The organism is Pseudooceanicola sp. LIPI14-2-Ac024 (assembly GCF_042188925.1).
Classification (GTDB): Bacteria; Pseudomonadota; Alphaproteobacteria; order Rhodobacterales; family Rhodobacteraceae; genus Pseudooceanicola.
This window is the reverse complement of the sequence record NZ_CP170102.1, coordinates 2312924-2333340: the sequence shown is the minus strand read 5'-3', so window position 1 is coordinate 2333340 and position 20417 is coordinate 2312924. Positions and strand designations below refer to the sequence as shown.

Sequence of the window (20417 nt, the reverse complement as noted above, 5' to 3'; positions counted from 1 at the left end):
GACCGGGTGGCCGCCGCCGAAACATCGGTCAGGTGTGGACTATCACCATTCCTTGCTGACGACGAGGCTCACCCGGCGGCCTTCGCCGTAGAAGCACGACAGCGTGCCGTCGCAGGAGGCGACATAGGTCCGGTCGGCCAGGTTGCTGACGGCGAGGTTGGCGTTCCAGCCGTCGGCGAAGTCAAAGCTCGCGCCGGCGTCGATCAGCCAGACGTCCGGCACCTTGGCGGTGTTGGCGTCGTCAGCCCAGCTTTCGCCCCGGTAGCGGATGCCGCCGTTGATCGACAGGCCCGGCACCTGCGGCACGTCATAGGTCAGCTTGAGCGCCGCCTGCCGTTCCATCGTGCCACCCGGCGTGTTGCCGATCAGGCTGGCATCGGCATCCTCGGTGATCTCGACATCCATGGCGGTGAAGGCGGCGGTCAGGCGCAGGTTCGGCGCGATGTCGCCCTTGGCCTCGAGCTCGAACCCGCGGGAGCGGACCTGCCCCAGCTGGGTCTCGGCGCCGAAGGGGCCGGTAACCACGCCGTTGCGTTCGATCTGGAAGGCGGCGGCGGTCAGCAGGAGGTTGCTGCCCGATGGCTGCCACTTCACGCCCGCCTCGATCTGTTCGCCCGTTTCCGGGTAGAGCGCGCCCAGAGACGAGGTGCCGACCAGCGGGTTGAAGAAGGTCGCGGCCGAGACATAGGGCGTGACGCCGTTCTCGAACTCCCGCGCCAGGCCGATCCGCCAGGAGAACTCGCCATCGGTGTAGTCGTAGGCTGGGGTGCCGACGGCCTCGGTGTCGACCCAGTCGTAGCGGGCGTTCAGCGTGGCGATCCAGCCTTGGCCCCATTCGATGCGGTCCTGCGCATAGATGCCGAGCTGCTTCTGCGTGATCGTGTTGTCGATATAGGGCGAAGGAGTCACGCTGATCCCGCCATAGGACGGCGACCCGATGGAGATCACGGGCGCGGTCGGGGACGAGACAGAAGATTGCACCTGCGTCATCTCGAACCACTTCACGTCGGCGCCGAAGAGCAGGTTATGTCGGGCCGCGCCTGTGAAGGCAGTGCCTTCGAGACGGAAGTCGTTCAGCACCGTCTTGGTGGTCGTCTGGTGTTCGAAGAAGATGCGCGACAGCGTGTCGGTCCCGCCCACCGGGTTGTTCTGGAAGTGGTTGGTGAAGGTCGGGTTCCAGGCCGCCCCGTCGCCGTAGCCATAGGCATAGGGCGCGCTCTCGTCGATCTCGGCCCAGCCGACGCGGGTGGTGTTGGTCAGCTTCCAGCCGCTGTCGAGCTGGTGCTCCACGATCCCGGTGGCCAGAATCTGGTCGCGCTTGTACCAGTCGTAGTCCGGGTCGCCGGTGTTGAACTCCCGGTCGATGTAACCGAAGGGCGCGGCCTCGACCGTGCCGACATAGGGCAGCCAGGCGCCGCCGACGTGGGTTTCGTCGATCTTGGTGTAGCTCAACGCAAAAGTCAGCTTGGTGCCCGCGTCTGTGGTGTAGGAGACCGAAGGGGCGATCACGCCGCGCCAGCCCGGATCAAAGGCGCCGCGGCCGTCCTGGCGCGCCAGCTTGCCGGTGAAGCGCCAGGCCAGGCCGTTCGCGGTGACCCCCTGCTGGTCATAGGTGACCTCGCCGCTGCCGGTTTCGTCCACGCCGACGCTCAGCTTGCCGCCGGTGTCCCCGGTGGGCAGGCGCGAGACGTAGTTGATGATCCCGCCCGGGTTCGCCCCGCCGTAAAGGACCGAGGCCGGGCCTTTCAGCACATCGACCCGTTCGACCAGCGCCGGGTCGATGTAGAAGCCGCCGAAGCCGTAGGAGAAATGCTGCAGCCCGTCCTGGTAGACGCCGGTCTGGGTGGCGTCGAAGCCGCGCAGGCGGAACCAGTTGGTGTCGCTGTCAAAGCCGAACGGCGCGCCTTCGGCCCCGGCCACGTATTCCAGCGCGGCGTCGAGCTTGACGATATTGTCCTGTTCGAGCTCCTCGCGGCTGACCACGCTGACCGACTGGGGCACCTTCGTCACCGGCACGCCGGTCTTGGTTCCCGCCTGGGTCATGGGATTGGCCTGGCCTGCTACCGGGCCGTTCCCGTCGTCATCGGTCCCCTCGACGGTGATCGGCTGCAGGGTGGTCGCCTCCTGCGCCAGGGCGAGCCCGGGCAGGGCGGCGACGGCGATCAGGGCGGTGCATCCCAGGAGCTGGGCGGCGGAGATTTGCGCGGGCATCTCTTCTTCCTTCAAACGTGCGAGTGGCCGGCGGGCGTGCCGGCGGCTTTTCCGAGCGTTTAAGTCAAGTTTCAAGGCCCGTCTTGTCGTTTCCTGTCGCGGCTTGACGGATTCCGTCGCGAAAACGTCGGGTCAGGCCCCGGCGCGGCGGTAGGCGGCGGGCGTGACGCCGGTGTGGCCGCGGAACGCGCGGGTCAGGTGGGCCTGGTCGGCAAAGCCGCAGGCGGCCGCGATGTCGGCCAGCGCGTGATCCGGGTTCGCCAGCATCTCCTTGCAGGCGTCGAGGCGGAGCGACAGCTGCCAGCGATAAGGGCTTTCCCCGGTGCGCCGCTTGAAGGCATGGGCGAACCAGCTTTCCGACAGGCCCAGCACCTCGGCCAGTTCGCCGACCGGCACCCGCCGGTGCAGCGCGTCGAGGACATGCCTTTCGATCCGCCGCAGCTGCGCGTCGGTCAGGCCGGATGCACCGGCCTGCTGCGCGGGTCCGGCGAAGAGGGCAGCGAGCATCGACAGCATCAGCCCGTCGGCAAAGAGGTCCGGCTGTCCCGGCGCGCGGCATTCGCCCGCCATCAGCCCGGCCAGCGTCATGATCTGCGGATGTGCGTCGATCATCACCGGGCGGTCCAGCGCCTCGTCGGTAATCCGTGCACCGGCCCGGGCCAGCAGGGCGTCCCGGTCGAAATGCAGGTCGAGGTGCGAGAACGGCCGGTCATCCCCGATCCGTGACCAGAGCGGCATCCCCGCCGGGATGAAGCTGATCCGTCCCGTGGCGCCGGAGTCGCGGAACGCCGGATCGTCCGAGACGCGGATCGTGCTGTCGGTGTCGTCGAGGAAGATCACCAGCCGCGGGTCGGGAGAGACGTAGTGCCCGTGCGCCCCGGCCTCGCCCCGCGCGTGCCAGAGGTCCGCAACCGCGCCATCCCAGATCCGGCACTGGAGGCGGCCGATCGGGCGGATGCCCTCGGTGAAGACGGTCATGCGGGGGCGGAAGGACATGGAGCAGCGCGCCTGGGTTCGATTGGGATCGCTGACGCGAAGGCGCTGGCTGCCCGGCCATTAAGGCAGCGTCGTGCGGAGAGTCAACGGCGGCCCGCCACCGCCACCTGTTCTGGTGGCGGGGTGATCATCACGCGGGCAATTGACAATCGCGCCGCTGCGAGTTTATTTTACGAAGTGAAATAAATACGATCCGACCCCGGAGGAGGGGCCGGCGGGAGGACCATCTTGTATCTCGGACTCGACGTGGGGACCTCGGGCCTCAGGGCCTTGCTGGTGGACGGATCGGGCGCGGTCGTCGGCGAGGCCGAAGCGTCCTATCCCGTCGCCCACCCCGCTCCGGGCTGGAGCGAACAGGACCCCGCCGACTGGATTGCCGCCTGCGAGGCGACGATTGCGCACCTTCGCGCTGACCACCCCAAGGCGTTCGCGGCCCTGCGCGGCATCGGGCTCAGCGGGCAGATGCACGGCGCCACGCTGCTTGACGCCGAGGGGGCCATCCTGCGGCCCTGCATCCTCTGGAACGACACGCGCTCCTACGCCGAGGCCCAGGCCCTCGATGCCACGCCGGGCGTGCGCGAGAGGTCGGGCAACATCGTCTTTCCCGGATTCACCGCGCCGAAACTCGCCTGGGTCGCCAGGCACGAGCCCGAGGTCTTTGACCGCGTCGCCAAGGTGCTGCTGCCCAAGGATTACGTCCGCCACTGGCTGACCGGCGACTTCATCGGCGACATGTCCGACTGCGCCGGAACCTCGTGGCTCGACACCGGAACGCGCGACTGGTCCGAGACGTTGCTGGCCGCTGGCGGGATGCGCCGGGACCAGATGCCCGACCTCGTGGAGGGCTCTGCGCCGGGCGGGCAGGTGCGCGGCGCGTTGCTCTCGGCCTGGGGGCTCTCCGGCCCGGTGGTCGTTGCGGGTGGCGCGGGCGACAACGCGGCGGCGGCCTGCGGGGCGGGGTGTTTCCGCGACGGGCAGGGCTTCGTCTCGCTCGGCACCTCGGGGGTACTGCTGGCGGCCAAGGACAGCTATGCACCCGATCCGGCCTCGGCCGTGCACACCTTCTGCCATGCGGTGCCCGACACCTGGTACCAGATGGGCGTGATCCTCGCCGCGACCGATTGCCTGAACTGGCTGTCACGCACCCTGCGGCGCGAACCGGGCGAACTCGCCTCGCGCCTGCCGGACAGTGTCACCGGCCCGTCACCGATCCTCTTTCTCCCCTACCTCTCGGGCGAGCGCACCCCCCACAACGACAGCGCCATCCGTGCGACCTTCGCCGGCATCGACATCGCCGACGGCCCGGCCGAACTGACGCAATCGGTGATGGAGGGCGTGGCCTTTGCCTTGCGCGACTGCCACGAGGCGCTGAAGGGCACCGGCACCACGCTCCCCAGCCTGCTGGCGGTCGGCGGCGGCACCCGGTCGCGGTTCTGGGTCGAGACACTTGCCACCGTGCTGAACCTGCCGCTTGACCTGCCCGCCAAGGGCGAATTCGGCGCGGCCCTTGGGGCCGCCCGGCTGGCCATCGCCGCCGACACCGGCGACCCGCTTTCCGAGATCATGGGCGCGCCCGAGATCTCGCACACCATCGACCCGCGCGCGGACCTCGCCCCGGCCTATGACGAGGCCTATGCCAGATACCGCGCCCTCTATCCCCAGATGAAGGCAATCCTGACATGAGCACCGGTTTCTTCCGCGACATCTCCGAGATCCCGTTCGAGGGCGAGGGCAGCACCAACCCGCTGGCCTTCTGCCACTACGACCCCGAAGAGGTCGTGATGGGCAAGAAGATGAAGGATCACCTGCGTTTCGCCGTGGCCTACTGGCACAGCTTCTGCTGGCCCGGCCTCGACCCGTTCGGCGGGCAGACCTTCGACCGGCCGTGGTTCGGCGACGACATGGCCTCCGCCAAGGCCAAGGCCGATGTGGCGTTCGAGATGTTCCAGCTGCTCAAGTCGCCCTACTACTGCTTCCACGATGCGGACGTCCGGCCGGAAGGCAAGGATTTCGCCGAGAACACCCGCAACCTCGAAGAGATCGTGGAAGTGTTCGCCCGCAAGCAGGAAGATACCGGCATGAAGCTCCTCTGGGGCACCGCCAACCTCTTCGGCCATTCGCGTTACATGGCGGGTGCCGCGACCAACCCCGACCCCGAGGTCTTTGCCTTCGGCGCCGCGACGATCAAGACCTGCATGGATGCAACCCACAGGCTGGGCGGCGAGAACTACGTGCTCTGGGGCGGCCGCGAGGGCTACGAGACGCTGCTGAACACCGACCTCGCGCGCGAGGATCAGCAGCTTGGCCGGATGCTGAACCTCGTGGTCGAGTACAAGCACAAGATCGGCTTCAAGGGCACGATCCTGGTCGAGCCCAAGCCGCAGGAGCCGACCAAGCACCAGTACGACTACGACGTCGCGACGGTCTACGGCTTCCTCAAGCGCCACGGGCTCGAGAACGAGGTGAAGATGAACATCGAGCAGGGCCACGCGATCCTCGCCGGGCACAGCTTTGAACACGAGATCGCGCTGGCCGGGTCGCTCGGCATCTTCGGGTCGATCGACATGAACCGGAACGATTACCAGTCCGGCTGGGACACCGACCAGTTCCCGAACAACGTGCCCGAGGTGGCGCTGGCCTATTACCACATCCTGAAGAACGGCGGTTTCACCACCGGCGGCACCAACTTCGACGCCAAGCTGCGGCGCCAGTCGCTGGATGCCGAGGACCTGCTGATGGCCCATGTCGGCGGCATGGACATCTGCGCGCGCGGGCTCAAGGCCGCGGCGAAGATGATCGAGGATGGCAGCCTCGCCGGGTTCGTCGAAGACCGCTATGCTGGATGGGACAAGCCGGAAGCGCAGGCGATGCTGAAGGGCGAGGTCTCGCTCGAGGATATCGCGGGCCGGGTCGCGGGTGAGGGCATCAACCCGAAACCGCGTTCGGGCCGGCAGGAATACCTCGAGAACCTCGTGAACCGCTTCGTCTGACACGGTGGGCCCGGGCAACCGGGCCCGTCCGGGATGGGGTCAGGGGAGGGACGCCATGAGATGGACTTTGCTGATGGTGCTGGGGGCAGGGGCGGCGCAGGCCGACGACCTGGGGCCCCGGCCGGTGTTCCCCGAGGTGGGCATGGCCGAGGCCGAACTGGGACGGCTCCTGTTCTACGACCCCGTCATCTCGGGCAATCGCAACATCTCCTGCGGGACCTGCCATCACCCCGATCTCGGCACCTCTGACGGCATGTCGCTGTCCGTCGGCGAGGGCGGGGTTGGCCTGGGGCCGAAACGCGTCTTCGATCCCCTCGACCTGCCCGAGGAACGCATCCCGCGCAACGCGCCGGGGCTCTGGAACATCGGGGCCGAGGACTTCACCGTCATGTTCCACGACGGGCGCCTCGAAGAGGCGGCGGACCAGCCCGACGGCATTCGCACGCCGCTCGGGGCCGACATGATCAGGGGCTTCGACTCGGTGCTGTCGGCGCAGGCGATGTTCCCGGTGCTGTCGGGGGACGAGATGGCGGGCCACTACTCGGAAAACGACGTCTCGCAGGCGGTGCGCCTGTCGAACCTGACCGGGGAGGCGGGGGCCTGGGAGAGGATCGCCGACCGGGTGGCCGCGATCCCCGCGTACCGGGAGATGTTCGATGAGGTCCTGGGAGCGGGCGCGCCGATCCGATTCACCGACATCGCCAACGTGCTGGCCGATTTCATCACCTTCGAATGGCGCGCCGACGAAAGCCCGTTCGACGTGGCGATGGCGGGCGGTGCGGCTCTGCCCGAGGACGCCGAACGCGGGCGGGTGCTTTTCTACGGCGACGCCGGGTGCTCCACCTGCCATTCCGGCTGGCTGCAGACCGACCACGGATTCCACGCCATCGCCATGCCGCAGTTCGGCCCGGGCAAGGCCGCCCGGTTCGAGGCGCATGCCCGCGACGAGGGGCGCATCCGGGTGACCGGCGCGGCCGAGGATGCCTATCGCTTCCGAACCCCGTCGCTGCGCAACGTCACTTTGACGGGGCCGTATGGTCACAACGGGGCCTATGCCACGCTCGAAGGCGTGGTGCGTCATCACCTCGACCCGGTCGCGTCGCTCAGGGGCTGGGACCGCGATCAGGTCGTTTTGCACGAGATGCCGGGGGCCGAGGACTGGGCGATTGTCGAGACACCGGAGGAGGTCGACAGGATCGCCGCCGCGAATGAGCTGATGCTGATGGCACTGAGCGACGGCGAGGTGGCCGACATCCTCGCGTTCCTCGGGGCGCTGACGGATCAAGAGGCCGCGGACGGGCGGCTCGGCGTGCCGGAAACCGTTCCGAGCGGGCTGCCGGTGGATCGGTAAGGGGCGAGGTGGACCCCCGCCCTAAGGGGCGATCTCGACCGTCCGGTTGGTTGCGACGTCCTGCCAGGCCCCTTCTGTCCCGTCCGGCCAGATCACCCGCACCTTCGCGGTTTCGACCGGGCCCAGGCCGAAATGCAGCGGCACGGCGCTGCCGCCCGCGTGGCCTCCACCGACTGTGACCTCCTGCACGAGGATGCGATCGCCTGCCGCGACCTCGACAAAGGCCCCGACGGCCTGCGTGTTGGGCGCCGCGCCGATCAGTTTAACCGCCAGCCAGTGCCCGTCCGTCCCCGCGTTCTGGTAAAGCTCCATCGGCGCCCGGCGGTTCACCACGGCGAGGTCGAGGAACCCGTCGCCGTTCAGATCCGCCAGTGCCGCGCCGCGCGATCGCTCCAGCGTCGCGATCCCGGCCGCGCCCGCCGCCTCGGAAAACCGTCCGTCCGCGTCCTGCAGCAGGAGGTTGTTGGGGTCGAGCATCGCGGCATCCGGCATCTGCTCGACGTTGCCCTTGGCCACGAAGATGTCGTCGCGCCCGTCGTTGTTCACGTCACCGAAAGCCGCGTGCCAGCCGGTCGAGGGGCGGCCATCGCCGCCGGTGAAAGGGCGGTGCGCGGTGGTGCCGAAGTCGTACGAGGCATCGCGGTAGGCCGGGCCGCCCTCGGCCGGGTCGAAAAGCTGGAACTTCTGGTCGCCCATCGAGGTGAGGTAGACATCGGAATAGCCGTCGCCGTTGATGTCCCTCGACGCGATGCCCATGCCCCAGAGGTGATAGCTCTCCCATCCATCCGCCTGCGTATAGAGGCGCGGGGTCGCCTCCATCGCCCACATCTGCTCTTCCCCGCCGCGGACGTAGTAGTGCCGGTCGTTGGACATCCGCAGGTCGGCGCGGCCGGTGCGCTGCCAGTCGGTGAAGAGTGCCGAAAGGGCGCAGTAGCCCGGCCGCAATTCCTGCGGGGGGCCGTAGCGGTCGCCCTCGGGGCGATAGAGCAGCGTGGCATCGCAGGCCTGGAATGGACCATTCGGGTCCGTCCGGTCGACATAGGTGCCGAAGGCCAGCGTCGGCAAGCTCTGCCCGGCCTCCCACGTCGCCGTGAACGCGGTGGTCCAGTGATTGCCGCTGTCGAAGCCGCTCCCCTCGAACGGGGCGAAGCCGCAGTCGCCGGTCCCGCGCATGAGCACGTCCGGCCCGGCGCGCAGGATGGCGAGGTCGAGCAGGCCGTCGCCGTCGATGTCCAGCGGATAGGCCCCGGTCACGCTGGTCAGGGCCAGCGTGTCGGGCGTGTCCTCGGCATAGGCCAGGGTCGCGCCCGGCGCCTCGGTCACGTTACGCATCAGCGCCGCCGGGGTGCTGCCGCCGGCGGCGTAGAGTTCGGGCAGGGCGTCGCCGTCACAGTCGAAGGCCGCGACGCCGCCACCGACGAAATGCTCCCACCCGCCGGCATAGACGTGATCGGGCAGCGGGCGCGGCGCGAACGCGGGCACGACCGGATCGGCCATCGCCGGGCCTGCCAGGCAGATCAGGACAAGGCTAGCCCGCATCGGCCGCAAGCTCCTTCACGGTGAGGTTCGACACTTCCTCGATCGCGTAGGCGGTCGCGCCCTTCGCCCACATCAGGTCGCCCCAGCCGTGCACCTTGACCTGCGGGATCGGCGCGTCGACCTGCACGATCCAGCGCTTCATCTCGTCGATCACCTTGTCGGAATAGAGGAAGTCGTAGTTCAGCTGCGCGCCCGAGAGGATGATCAGCGGCGGGTCGAAGACGTTGACGATGTTGGCCAGTCCCATGGCGAACATCCGCCCGGCCCGGTCGAGGATCGACCGCGCGATCCCCTCTCCCCGCGCGGCGGCGGCGAAGAGCGAGGCGAGGTCCTTGTGATCGGTTTCGCTGTTCAGGTTGGCCTCGCGCAGCAGGGCGTAGTCGCCCACGTAGGCCTCGAGGCACCCGCGCTGCCCGCATTGGCACAGCGCGCCTTCGAGCTGCACCTTGGTGTGCCCGAACTCTGCCCCGCAGCCCCGTGCGCCGCGGTAGATGTGGCCGTCCAGCACGATGCCCATGCCGACGCCGTGCTCGATGGTGATGACGATGAAGTTGTCGAGGTTGCGGCCCTCGCCGAAGAGGTGTTCGGCCTTGGCGACGAGGTTCGCATCGTTGTCGAGGAAGACCGGGCAGGCCACCCGCGCTTCGAGCATGGAGCCGAGATCGACGTTGCGTTCGCGCAGGGACGACGACCAGTAGACGAAGTTCCGGCTGGCATCGACGAGGCCCGCGATGCCGATGCCGATACCCGAAAGCGCGGCGACGTTCAGCCCGGCCTCGGCGCAGGCTTCGCCAACTGCGCGCAGGATCTCGTCGCAGAGCCGGTCGGGCGCCATCCGGTTCTCGGGCAGGCGCATCTCGCGCGCGACGATCTCCTGCCCCTCGAAATCGGTGATGACGGTGGAAACCGCGTGGTGGGATACTTTGACGCCGGCCACCCGGTGCGCAGCGCCGCGGATGCGCAGGGCCACGCGCGGGCGGCCGCGCTTGGCGTCCTGGATCGGGACGGCATCGCATTCCTCGATCAGGCCCGCGGCAAGAAGTTCAGAGGTGATGGCGGTGACGGTCGCGGGGCTCGACCCGGCGGCCTTGGCGATGTCGATGCGCGCAATGCTCCCGGCGGCGCGGATGGTTTCCAGCACCTGCCGGCGGCCGACCTCCCTCTGGTCGGCGGCGCCCGTCGATCTGCGCGCTTTTGCCAATGTCATCCTCCCTCGATACGCCCGCGGACGGTCGGTGTCACCTCCCGCGCGGTACGCATCCTCGGGGCAGGATACGCGATTTAATTTGAAACTCAAAAAAAATCTTGTTAGAGAGGGGCGACCGGGGCCGGGAGGAACGCGCGCCCTGAATCCAAGGGAGGAGTGTCATGAAAATTCTTGGTGGAATCTCTGTCATCGCCGCGATGGCCATGACGGCCGGCGCCGCGCTGGCGCAGGACCTGACCGTCGGCGTGAGCTGGTCGAACTTCCAGGAAGAGCGCTGGAAGACCGACGAGGCCGCGATCAAGGGCGCTCTCGAAGCGGGCGGCGCCGCCTATGTCTCGGCCGACGCGCAGTCGTCCTCGGCCAAGCAGCTGTCGGACATCGAAAGCCTGATCGCCCAGGGCGTCGACGCCCTGATCGTGCTGGCCCAGGACGCCCAGGCCATCGGCCCGGCCGTGCAGGCCGCCGCCGACGAAGGCATCCCGGTGATCGCCTACGACCGCCTGATCGAGGACAACCGCGCCTTCTACCTGACCTTCGACAACGTCGAGGTTGGCCGGATGCAGGCGCGCGCAGTGCTCGCCGCGGCGCCGGAAGGCAACTACGTGATGATCAAGGGCTCGCCCACCGATCCGAACGCCGACTTCCTGCGCGGCGGCCAGCAGGAGGTCCTGCAGGAGGCGATCGACAGCGGCGCGATCACCATCGTCGGCGAGGCCTACACCGACGGCTGGCTGCCCGCCAACGCGCAGCGCAACATGGAACAGATCCTGACCGCAAACGACAACGCCGTCGACGCGGTCGTCGCCTCGAACGACGGTACCGCCGGTGGCGCCGTGGCCGCGCTGACCGCGCAGGGCATGGAAGGCATCCCGGTCTCGGGCCAGGATGGTGACCACGCGGCGCTGAACCGCGTTGCCAAGGGCACCCAGACCGTGTCGGTCTGGAAGGACGCGCGCGAACTGGGCAAGGCCGCGGGCGAGATCGCCGTGGAACTGGCCGGTGGCGCCGCGATGACCGACATCGAGGGCGCGGGCGAATGGACCTCTCCGGGCGGCACCACGCTGGTGTCGAAGTTCCTCGAGCCGGTGCCGGTGACTGCAGACAACCTCGACGTCGTGGTCGATGCCGGCTGGATCGAGAAGGACGCGCTCTGCCAGGGCGTGACCGACGGCCCGTCGCCCTGCAACTGAACCTGCGATTTTGAGAAACCGGCGCCCCCTGCTACACTGGGGGCGCCGGACGGAAGAACCGCTGAACCTGGAGTTCGGACATGACCGAAACCGCGTCTCAGCCGATCCCTGAAAACCCCAAGCGTGGACTGTTCCAGCAGCTTGAGCTGGACATGCGGCTGTTGGGTATGATCGGCGCCTTCGTCATCCTCTGCATCGGCTTCAACATCGTCACCGACGGACGATTCCTGACGCCGCGCAACATCTTCAACCTGACGATCCAGACGGTGTCGGTGGCGATCATGGCGACGGGGATGGTGTTCGTCATCGTCACCCGCAACATCGACCTCAGCGTGGGGGCCCTGCTGGCCACCTGTTCGGCCGTCATGGCGATGACCCAGACCGAATTTCTGCCGAACGTGTTGGGGCTGGGGCTGAACCACCCGCTGACCTGGGCGATCACGCTGGTCGTCGGGCTGGCCTGCGGCACGCTGATCGGCGCCTTCCAGGGCTGGCTGGTCGGCTACCTGACGATCCCCGCCTTCATCGTCACGCTCGGCGGTTTCCTCGTCTGGCGCAACGTCGCCTGGTATCTGACCAGCGGGCAGACCATCGGCCCGCTCGACAGCACCTTCATGATGTTCGGCGGCACCAACGGCACCATGGGCACGTTCTGGAGCTGGGTGATCGGCGTGGTCGCGGCGGTCCTGGCGGTGCTGGCGCTGCTAAACGGCCGCCGCTCCAAGGTGCAGCACGGTTTCCCGGTGAAACCGATGTGGGCCGAGGCGGTGATGGCCGCGATCGTCTGCATCGCGATCCTCGGCTTCATCTGGATCCTCAACGCCTATGAAATTCCCGAACGCCGGCTGGAACGGATGTTCGAACTGCGTGGCGAGACCATGCCCGAGGGCTACACCGCCGGTTACGGGCTGCCGATCTCGGTCCTGATCCTGATCGCGGTGGCGGTGGTGATGACCATCGTCGCGCGGCGCACCCGGTTCGGGCGCTATATCTTCGCCACCGGCGGCAACCCCGACGCGGCCGAGCTGTCGGGCATCAACACCCGCTGGCTGACGGTCAAGATCTTCGCGCTGATGGGTTTCCTCTGCGCGCTGTCGGCGGTCGTCGCCTCGGCCCGTCTGGCGAACCATTCGAACGACATCGGCACGCTGGACGAACTGCGGGTGATCGCGGCCGCGGTGATCGGCGGCACGGCGCTTTCCGGCGGCTTCGGCACGATCTACGGCGCCATCCTCGGCGCCCTGATCATGCAGTCGCTGCAGTCGGGCATGGCCATGGTCGGCGTGGATGCGCCGCTACAGAACATCGTGGTGGGCACGGTCCTCGTCCTCGCCGTCTACATCGACATCGTCTATCGCAAGCGTCTGGGAGCGAAGTGATGAAGAGCGCCAAGGAACTCCGCGCCGAGGGCGCGACCCCGCTGGTCGAGATGAGGGACATCTCGATCGCCTTCGGCGGCGTGAAGGCCGTGGACCATGTCTCGGTCGATCTTTACCCCGGCGAGGTCGTGGGCTTGTTGGGCCACAACGGTGCGGGCAAGTCGACCCTGATCAAGGTGCTTTCCGGCGCCTACAGGATGGACAGCGGCGAGATCCGCGTGGATGGCACCAAGGTCGAGATAACCAGCCCGCGGGATGCCCGCGCGCTGAACATCGAGACGATCTACCAGACGCTCGCGCTGGCCGACAACCTCGACGCCACCGCGAACCTGTTCCTGGGCCGCGAGATGGTGACTCCCTTCGGGCTGGTGAACGACGCCGCGATGGAGGCCGAGTGCCGCAAGATCATGGGCCGGCTGAACCCGAACTTCCGCAAGTTCAACGAACCGGTCTCGGCCCTCTCCGGCGGCCAGCGGCAATCGGTGGCGATCGCCCGCGCGGTCTATTTCAATGCCCGCATCCTGATCATGGACGAACCGACCGCCGCGCTCGGCCCGCACGAGACGCAGATGGTGGCCGAACTGATCCAGCAGCTGAAGGCCGAGGGGATCGGCATCTTCCTCATCGACCACGACGTGCACGCGGTGATGGAGCTGTGCGACCGTGCCTCGGTCATGAAGAACGGGCAGCTGGTCGGAACGGTGGACATCGACGACGTGACCGACGACGACCTGCTGTCGATGATCATCCTCGGCAAGAAGCCGGAACACGCGGCGGCCTGAGTTTCGGTCCGTGTGCAGCCCGTCGCGGTGCGCCGTGCCTTGCCGGCGCGAGGGGGCTTTCTGCCCCCTCTTGGCCCTGGCGGGCCAATTCACCCCCGAGGATACGGAACCAGGGGAAGGTGGGGCGAGGCGCGCGCGGCGTTCGGGCGACAGGCGGCAGGAAAGGTCGCGGTGGCGGGGCTGGCGGATTGCGCCGGGGCGTTGGACGGGCCTATCTGCGGTGAACGCCACAATCACCGGATGTCATGAGCGCCGTCGTCTTCATTCCCGCCCGCTACGCCTCGTCACGCTATCCCGGCAAGCCGCTGGTTGCCCTGCGCGGCGCCACCGGTGAGTGCAAGAGCCTGATCCAGCGGAGCTGGGAGGCGGCGCGGGCGGTCGAAGGAGTCGAGGCGGTCTATGTCCTGACCGACGACGACCGCATCCGCGCGGCCTCGGAGGCGTTCGGCGCAACGGTGCTGATGACCTCGTCCGAGGCGCGCAACGGGACCGAGCGCTGCGCCGAGGCGGTGGACATGCTGGACAGCGTGCCCGAGGTGATCGTGAACCTGCAGGGTGATGCGCCATTGACGCCGGCCTCGATGGTTGCGGCGCTGCTGGCGCGGATGCGGGCGGAGCCGGGCGTGCAGATGGCCACGCCGATCCTGCGGGCCGAGGGCGGGGCGCTGGAAAACCTCGTCATGGACCGCCGCGAGGGCCGCGTCGGCGGCACGACGGCGGTGGCGCGGGACGATGGCACGGCGCTTTACTTCTCGAAGGAAGTGTTGCCGCATGTCGAGAGCCTGAGCCATCCGCCCGAGGTCTGGCACCATGTCGGCGTCTACGCCTACCGGCCCGACGCACTGCGCGCCTACATGGGGTGGGAACGCGGGCGGCTGGAGGTTGCCGAGGGGCTGGAGCAGTTGCGCTTTCTCGAGAACGGATGCCCGGTCACCTGCGTCGAGGTCAGCGCCGAGGGGCGGGTGTTCTGGGAGCTGAACAACCCGGTCGACGTGGCCCGGATCGAGGCCGTGCTGCAGAAGGAGGGGATCGCATGAAGACCGTCGATATCGGTGGCATCGGGGTGTCGAACGCGGCGCCCTTCGTTCTGATTGCGGGACCCTGCCAGCTCGAGAGCCTCGACCACGCGCGGATGCTGGCCGAGAGGATCGCGGCGGCGGCCGAGGCGGCCGGGCGGCCCTTCGTCTTCAAGGCGAGCTACGACAAGGCGAACCGGTCGTCGATCTCGGGCAAGCGGGGCATCGGGATGGACAGGGGGCTGCAGATCCTCGCCGACATCCGGGCCGAGTTCGGCTGCCCGGTGCTGACCGATGTGCACGAGGCCGGCCATTGCGCCACGGTGGCACAGGCGGTCGATGTGCTGCAGATCCCGGCCTTCCTGTCGCGGCAGACCGACCTGCTGCTGGCAGCGGGCGAAACCGGCGCGGCGATCAACGTGAAGAAGGGGCAGTTCCTGGCGCCGTGGGACATGGAGAACGTGGCGGCCAAGGTCGCCTCGACCGGGAACGAGCGCATCCTGCTCTGCGAGCGGGGCACATCCTTCGGCTACAACATGCTGGTGTCGGACTTCCGGTCGCTGCCGATCATGGCGCGCACCGGGTATCCGGTGGTGTTCGACGCGACCCACTCGGTGCAGCTGCCGGGCGGGCAGGGGCATCCTCGGGCGGGCAGCGCGAATTCGTCGAGCCGCTGGCGCGCGCCGCGCTGGCCGTGGGGGCGGCGGCGGTGTTCATCGAAACGCACGAGGACCCGGACAATGCGCCCTCGGACGGGCCGAACATGGTGCCGATCGACCGGCTTCCCGCCATGCTCAAGGGGCTGGCCGCGCTGGACGACCTGACCAAGGGCCTGTAACCCTGCCACCGGACGAAGCGGCCCGTCGGGCGGCGCTGAGGAGGACGGGTTTTCCATGACGCACGAGCTTACCCCGGTGATCCTGTGCGGCGGGTCGGGCACCCGGCTCTGGCCGGTGTCGCGCAAGAGCTATCCCAAGCAGTTCGTCGACCTTGTCGGGGACGAGAGCCTGTTCCGGCAGGCCGCGCGGCGCTGTTCCGGGCCGATGTTCGACCGGCCGGTGATCGTGACGAACAGCGATTTCCGCTTCATCGCGACGCAGCAGCTGGCCGAGGCGGGCGTCGATCCGGGCGCCGTGCTGATCGAGCCCGAGGCGCGCAACACCGCGCCGGCCCTGCTGGCCGCCGCCCTGCTGGTGGCGCGCGACGATCCGGAGCGCGTGATCCTGGCCGCGCCGTCCGATCACCTGATCCTCGACCAGGCGGCGTTCCGGGACACGCTCGCCCGGGCGTTGCCGGTGGCGCGGGGCGGCCGCGTGGTGACGCTGGGGATCGTGCCGACACGGCCCGAGACCGGGTATGGCTACCTCGAGTTGGACGGCGACGCCGCCGCGGACTGCGTGCCGCTGGCGCGGTTCGTCGAGAAGCCGCCGCTGGACGAGGCCGAGAGGATGCTGGCGTCGGGCCGGTATCTCTGGAACGCGGGGATGTTCGTCTACACCGCCGCGACGCTGATCGCGCTGTTCGAGGCGCACATGCCCGAGATGCTGGCGCTGGTCCGGCGCGCAGTGGACGAGGGGCAGCCGGACCTCGGTTTCCTGCGGCTGGCGCCGGGGCCCTGGGCCGCGTGCGAGGATATCTCGATCGATCACGGGATCATGGAGAAGGCCGACAACCTGTCCGTCGCGCCGCATCGCGGCGACTGGTCCGACCTTGGCGGATGGGAGGCGATCCACCAGCTGGGGCCGCAGGACGCCAGCGGCACTGTCGCGACCGGGCCGGTGACCGCGCTGGACTGCGCCGGGTCGCTGCTTCGCGCCGATCCCGACGGGCCGCACCTGGTGGGCCTGGGGCTGCGCGACGTGGTGGCGGTGACGACGCCCGATGCCGTGCTGATCGCCGACCGCAGCCGCGCGGCGGACCTGGGCTCGGTGGTCAAGACGCTGCGCAAGGCGGGCCTGCGGCAGGCCGACACCTTCCGACGCGATCACCGGCCCTGGGGCTTTTTCGAGACGCTGATCCTGGGCGACCGGTTCCAGGTGAAACGGATCGTCGTCGACCCGGGCGCCAAGCTGAGCCTGCAGAGCCACGTGCACCGGGCCGAACACTGGGTCGTGGTGTCGGGCACTGCGCAGGTGACCGTGGGCGACACAGTGCGCCTGCTGCCCGAGAACCAGTCGGTCTATGTCCCCCTCGGCGCGGTCCACCGGCTGGAGAACCCCGGCAAGGTGCCGGTCGAGCTGATCGAGGTGCAGACCGGATCCTACTTGGGCGAGGACGACATCACCCGGTACGACGACGTCTATGCCCGCAGCGATGACAGCGGGACGGCCTGACACACGGGCCGCCCCGACCGGTCACTTGAGCAGGCGCTGCAGGTAGCGGCCGTAGTCGCTCTTGCCGCAGACCTTGGCGCGTTCCAGCAGCTCGCCGTCGTCGATCCAGCCCATGGTGTAGGCGATCTCGTCCGGGCTGCCGACTTGCAGACCCTGTCGTTCCGACAGGGTGCGGACGAAGTTCCCGGCGTCCAGCAGCGAGCCGTGCGTCCCGGTGTCGAGCCAGGCGTAGCCGCGGCCCATCTGGCGCATGGTGAGCGAGCCGTCCTTGAGGTAGCTGCCCAGCAGGTCGGTGATCTCGAGCTCGCCGCGCGGCGAGGGCTTCACGGCGCGGGCGCGTTCCGGTGCGGTGCCGTCGAGGTAGTAGAGCCCGGTCACCGCGTAGGGCGAGGGCGCGACCTCGGGCTTTTCGATGATGTCGCGCACGGTGCCGTCGGGGGCGAAATCCACCACGCCGTAGCGCTCCGGATCGGCCACGCGGTAGCCGAAGACCGTGCCGCCGGAGCTCTGCGCGTCGGCGGCCTTCAGGTGTTCCGGCAGGCCGTGGCCGAAGAAGATGTTGTCGCCCAGCACCATGGCCGAGGGCGCACCGTCCAGGAAATCCTCGGCGATGATGTAGGCCTGTGCCAGGCCTTCCGGTTTGGGCTGTTCGCGGTAGCTGAGCGACAGGCCCCACTGGCTGCCGTCGCCCAGGGTGCGCTGGAACTGTTCCTTGTCCTGCGGGGTGGTGATCACCAGGATATCCTGGATCCCGCCCAGCATCAGCACCGACAGCGGGTAGTAGATCATCGGCTTGTCATAGACCGGGAGGAGCTGCTTCGACAGGCCCATGGTGATCGGGTAGAGACGGGTGCCGGAGCCGCCGGCCAGGATGATGCCCTTGCGATTGGTCATGATGCTAACGATCCAAGTTCCTTCAAAATGACTTTCAATTCCGCCTTCCAGTCGGCGGGCGGAGTCCGAAATCGGTCTGCAGGCTGCTGCCGTCCATGCGCGAGTTGAGCGGGCGCTTGGCCGGGGTCGGGTAGGCCTCGGTCGGGATGTCCTCGACCGTCATGGCCTTGCCGGCCTGTGCAAAGATCTCGCGCGCGAAATCGGCCCAGCTGACGGCGGGGGTGCCGGCGTAGTGATAGGTGCCGCCTTCGGCGCCGGCCTGCATCTGGTCGGCCATCGACAGGAGCGTGGCGGCGATGCCGCGCGCCGGGGTCGGGCCGCCGACCTGGTCAGCCACCACGGTCAGGTGATCGCGCGTCTCGGCGAGGCGCAGCATCGTCTTGACGAAGTTGTTGCCATGGGCCGACACCACCCACGAGGTGCGCAGGATCGCACTGTTGCCGCCGGCCGCGCGCACTGCCTCTTCGCCCGCCAGCTTGGACCGGCCATAGGCGTTCGGAGGCGCGACCGGGTCGTCGGGTTTCCACGCCGCGCCGGGGGTGCCGTCGAAGACGTAGTCGGTCGACACGTGCAGGAACGGAATGCCCAGCACCTCGCAGGCCCGGGCCATCGCGCCGGGGGCGGCGCCGTTGATGACGGTGGCGAGGTCTTCCTCGCTCTCGGCCTTGTCGACGGCGGTGTAGGCGGCGGCGTTGATCACCGCCGACGGCTCCGCCGCCGAGATCGCGGCGGCACAGGCGGCGGGATTGCTCAGGTCGGCCTCGGCCCGCGACAGGAAGGTCGTGCCGGCGGGCGCGGCGCGCGCGAGTTCGCGGGCCACCTGGCCCGTGGAGCCGAAGACGAGCAGGCTCATCCGGTCTTGCCCAGCCTCTGGCCCACACCCGACCGGGTCTGCAGCGCGCGCCACCAGCGTTCGTTGTCGAGATACCACTGCACGGTCTTCTCGAGCCCTTCCTCGACCGTCACCGACGGCCGCCAGCCCAGTTCTTCGCGGATGCGGGTCGGATCGATCGCGTAGCGCAGGTCATGGCCCGGGCGGTCGGAGACAAAGGTGATCTGGTCGGCATAGGCGCCCTGCGCCTTGGGCCGTTTCGCGTCGAGGATCGTGCAGATGGTGCGGACGAGGTCGATGTTCCGCCGCTCGTTCTCGCCGCCGATGTTGTAGCTGCGGCCAAGCGCGCCCTTCTCCAGCACCAGCAGAAGCGCGTCGGCGTGATCCTCGACATAGAGCCAGTCACGCACATTCTCGCCCTTGCCGTAGACCGGTATCTCCTCGCCGGCGAGCGCCTTCAGGATCACGACCGGGATCAGCTTCTCGGGGAAGTGGAAGGGGCCGTAGTTGTTCGAGCAGTTGGTCAGGACGACCGGTAGGCCATAGGTCTCGTGCCACGCGCGCACGAGGTGGTCGGAACTGGCCTTGGAGGCCGAATAGGGCGACCGGGGATCGTAGGGTGTTTCCTCGGTGAACTGGCCCTCGTCGCCCAGCGATCCGAAGACCTCGTCGGTCGAGATGTGGTGAAAGCGGAAGCCCTCGGGCCGGCCCTTTGCCTGCCAGTAGCTGCGCGCCGCCTCCAGCATGTGGAAGGTGCCCAGCACGTTGGTCTCGATGAAATCCGCCGGGCCGTCGATCGAGCGGTCGACGTGGCTTTCGGCGGCCAGGTGCATCACCGCGTCGGGCTGGTGCGTCTCGAACACCCGGTCCAGCGCGGCGCGGTCGCGGATGTCGGCCTGTTCAAAGCTGTAAAGGTTGCTCTTGGCCGCCTCAGCCACGTTGTCGAGGCAGGCGGCATAGGTCAAAGCGTCGAGGTTCACCACCTCGTGCCCGCGGGCGACCGCAAGGCGCACGACAGCCGAGCCGATGAACCCGGCGCCACCGGTGATCAGGATTTTCATGCGGCGCCTCCATGCACCGGTTCGGGCGCGGCGCGGAAGGGACGCGGGGCGTCCTTCAGCAGCGGCGCCTTCATGTCCTTGTCCGACAGGACCGGATCGCCGTCTAGGCCCCAGTCGATGCCGATCTCGGGGTCGTCCCAGCGGACGCCGCCGTCGCAGTCGGGGGCATAGTAGTCCGAGCACTTGTAGACCACCTCGGTCATCGGCTCGCGGGTGACGAAGCCGTGCAGGAACCCGGCAGGGATCAGCAGCTGGCGGCCGTTCTCGAAGCTCAGTTCGACCCCGACCCACTGGCCGAAGGTGGGAGAGCCCTCGCGGAAATCGACGGCGACGTCGAACAGGCTCCCGCGGCCGCAGCGCACCAGCTTGGCCTGCGCATGGGGCGGTGACTGGTAGTGCAGCCCGCGCAGGGTGCCTGTCTGTTCGGAAAGCGAATGGTTGTCCTGCACGAATTCCACGTCGACGCCGGCCTCGGCCAGGCGTTGCTTGTTCCAGCTTTCGCTGAAGAATCCGCGGGAATCTCCGAAACGGGCGGGGGTGAGGATCAGGACGCCGGGCAGAGCGGTCTGCTCAATCTGCATGGGGCCTCGCACGCTTGTGAGTCTTGTGTCATTACAGTGGCCGATGTGGCCGGGG

At 68.4% G+C, this 20417-nt stretch carries 16 protein-coding genes and 1 pseudogene; 9 read left to right on the top strand and 8 right to left on the bottom strand.

Translation table 11 applies throughout. The features are described 5' to 3' along the window. Positions 1-42 precede the first annotated feature (42 nt). Positions 43-2211: a TonB-dependent siderophore receptor gene (locus ACE2AC_RS11335; RefSeq protein ID WP_375687144.1), complete on the bottom strand. Its 2169-nt coding sequence runs from the start codon at positions 2209-2211 to the stop codon at positions 43-45. Between the two features lie 132 nt (positions 2212-2343). Next, positions 2344-3189, bottom strand: coding sequence for a helix-turn-helix domain-containing protein (locus ACE2AC_RS11330; RefSeq protein ID WP_375687142.1), 846 nt, complete (start codon positions 3187-3189; stop codon positions 2344-2346). A 246-nt stretch (positions 3190-3435) separates the two neighbouring features. Between ACE2AC_RS11330 and xylB the strand changes: the two genes are divergently transcribed. Genes xylB through ACE2AC_RS11315 form a run of 3 tightly spaced genes read left to right on the top strand, consistent with a single transcriptional unit; the run spans position 3436 to position 7548 of the window. Continuing rightward, entirely contained in the window at positions 3436-4890 is a 1455-nt protein-coding gene (gene xylB, locus ACE2AC_RS11325) for a xylulokinase (RefSeq protein ID WP_375687140.1), read from the top strand. Then, positions 4887-6197 (top strand): xylose isomerase, encoded by a 1311-nt coding sequence (xylA, locus tag ACE2AC_RS11320; protein WP_375687139.1) that lies wholly within the window; start codon positions 4887-4889, stop codon positions 6195-6197. The genes xylB and xylA overlap by 4 nt, the downstream gene beginning before the upstream one ends. Positions 6198-6252: 55 nt before the next feature. After that, the gene (locus ACE2AC_RS11315; protein ID WP_375687138.1) at positions 6253-7548 is read left to right on the top strand and encodes a cytochrome-c peroxidase; all 1296 of its coding nucleotides are present in this window, start codon (positions 6253-6255) and stop codon (positions 7546-7548) included. A 21-nt stretch (positions 7549-7569) separates the two neighbouring features. Here ACE2AC_RS11315 and ACE2AC_RS11310 read toward each other — a convergent pair whose 3' ends face one another. Then, positions 7570-9087, bottom strand: a complete 1518-nt coding sequence (locus ACE2AC_RS11310; RefSeq protein ID WP_375687136.1) for a CRTAC1 family protein — start codon at positions 9085-9087, stop codon at positions 7570-7572. Beyond that, the gene (locus tag ACE2AC_RS11305; protein ID WP_375687135.1) at positions 9077-10294 is read right to left on the bottom strand and encodes an ROK family protein; all 1218 of its coding nucleotides are present in this window, start codon (positions 10292-10294) and stop codon (positions 9077-9079) included. Before ACE2AC_RS11305 ends, ACE2AC_RS11310 begins: the two co-directional genes overlap by 11 nt. A 161-nt stretch (positions 10295-10455) precedes the next feature. Here ACE2AC_RS11305 and xylF point away from each other — a divergent pair, with 161 nt between their 5' ends. From xylF to ACE2AC_RS11275, 6 genes and pseudogenes are all read left to right on the top strand, one after another. Next, positions 10456-11484 carry a D-xylose ABC transporter substrate-binding protein gene (gene xylF / locus ACE2AC_RS11300; RefSeq protein ID WP_375687133.1) on the top strand — a complete coding sequence of 343 codons (1029 nt, stop codon included), beginning with the start codon at positions 10456-10458 and terminating at the stop codon, positions 11482-11484. 80 nt (positions 11485-11564) lie between these two features. Next, a complete protein-coding gene (locus ACE2AC_RS11295) occupies positions 11565-12863 on the top strand; it encodes a sugar ABC transporter permease (RefSeq protein WP_375687131.1) in 1299 nt (432 codons plus the stop codon). Further along, complete coding sequence (locus ACE2AC_RS11290; RefSeq protein WP_375687129.1) at positions 12863-13645, top strand: ATP-binding cassette domain-containing protein; 783 nt, start codon at positions 12863-12865, stop codon at positions 13643-13645. The genes ACE2AC_RS11295 and ACE2AC_RS11290 overlap by 1 nt, the downstream gene beginning before the upstream one ends. Positions 13646-13890: 245 nt before the next feature. Further along, on the top strand, positions 13891-14682 hold the full coding sequence (locus tag ACE2AC_RS11285; RefSeq protein ID WP_375687127.1) for a 3-deoxy-manno-octulosonate cytidylyltransferase: 792 nt from the start codon (positions 13891-13893) through the stop codon (positions 14680-14682). Beyond that, positions 14679-15499: pseudogene (kdsA, locus tag ACE2AC_RS11280) on the top strand (3-deoxy-8-phosphooctulonate synthase). Before ACE2AC_RS11285 ends, kdsA begins: the two are co-directional and overlap by 4 nt. A 55-nt stretch (positions 15500-15554) precedes the next feature. After that, entirely contained in the window at positions 15555-16994 is a 1440-nt protein-coding gene (locus ACE2AC_RS11275) for a mannose-1-phosphate guanylyltransferase/mannose-6-phosphate isomerase (protein ID WP_375687126.1), read from the top strand. 21 nt (positions 16995-17015) lie between these two features. Here ACE2AC_RS11275 and rfbA read toward each other — a convergent pair whose 3' ends face one another. The 4 genes from rfbA to rfbC are packed head-to-tail and all read right to left on the bottom strand — an operon-like array spanning position 17016 to position 20362. Continuing rightward, positions 17016-17888, bottom strand: coding sequence for a glucose-1-phosphate thymidylyltransferase RfbA (gene rfbA, locus ACE2AC_RS11270; protein WP_375687124.1), 873 nt, complete (start codon positions 17886-17888; stop codon positions 17016-17018). Positions 17889-17922: 34 nt separating this feature from the next. Continuing rightward, entirely contained in the window at positions 17923-18741 is an 819-nt protein-coding gene (gene rfbD / locus ACE2AC_RS11265) for a dTDP-4-dehydrorhamnose reductase (RefSeq protein ID WP_375687122.1), read from the bottom strand. Continuing rightward, the gene (gene rfbB, locus ACE2AC_RS11260; protein WP_375687120.1) at positions 18738-19781 is read right to left on the bottom strand and encodes a dTDP-glucose 4,6-dehydratase; all 1044 of its coding nucleotides are present in this window, start codon (positions 19779-19781) and stop codon (positions 18738-18740) included. Before rfbB ends, rfbD begins: the two co-directional genes overlap by 4 nt. Then, positions 19778-20362 (bottom strand): dTDP-4-dehydrorhamnose 3,5-epimerase, encoded by a 585-nt coding sequence (rfbC, locus tag ACE2AC_RS11255; protein ID WP_375687119.1) that lies wholly within the window; start codon positions 20360-20362, stop codon positions 19778-19780. The genes rfbB and rfbC overlap by 4 nt, the downstream gene beginning before the upstream one ends. Positions 20363-20417 lie beyond the last annotated feature (55 nt).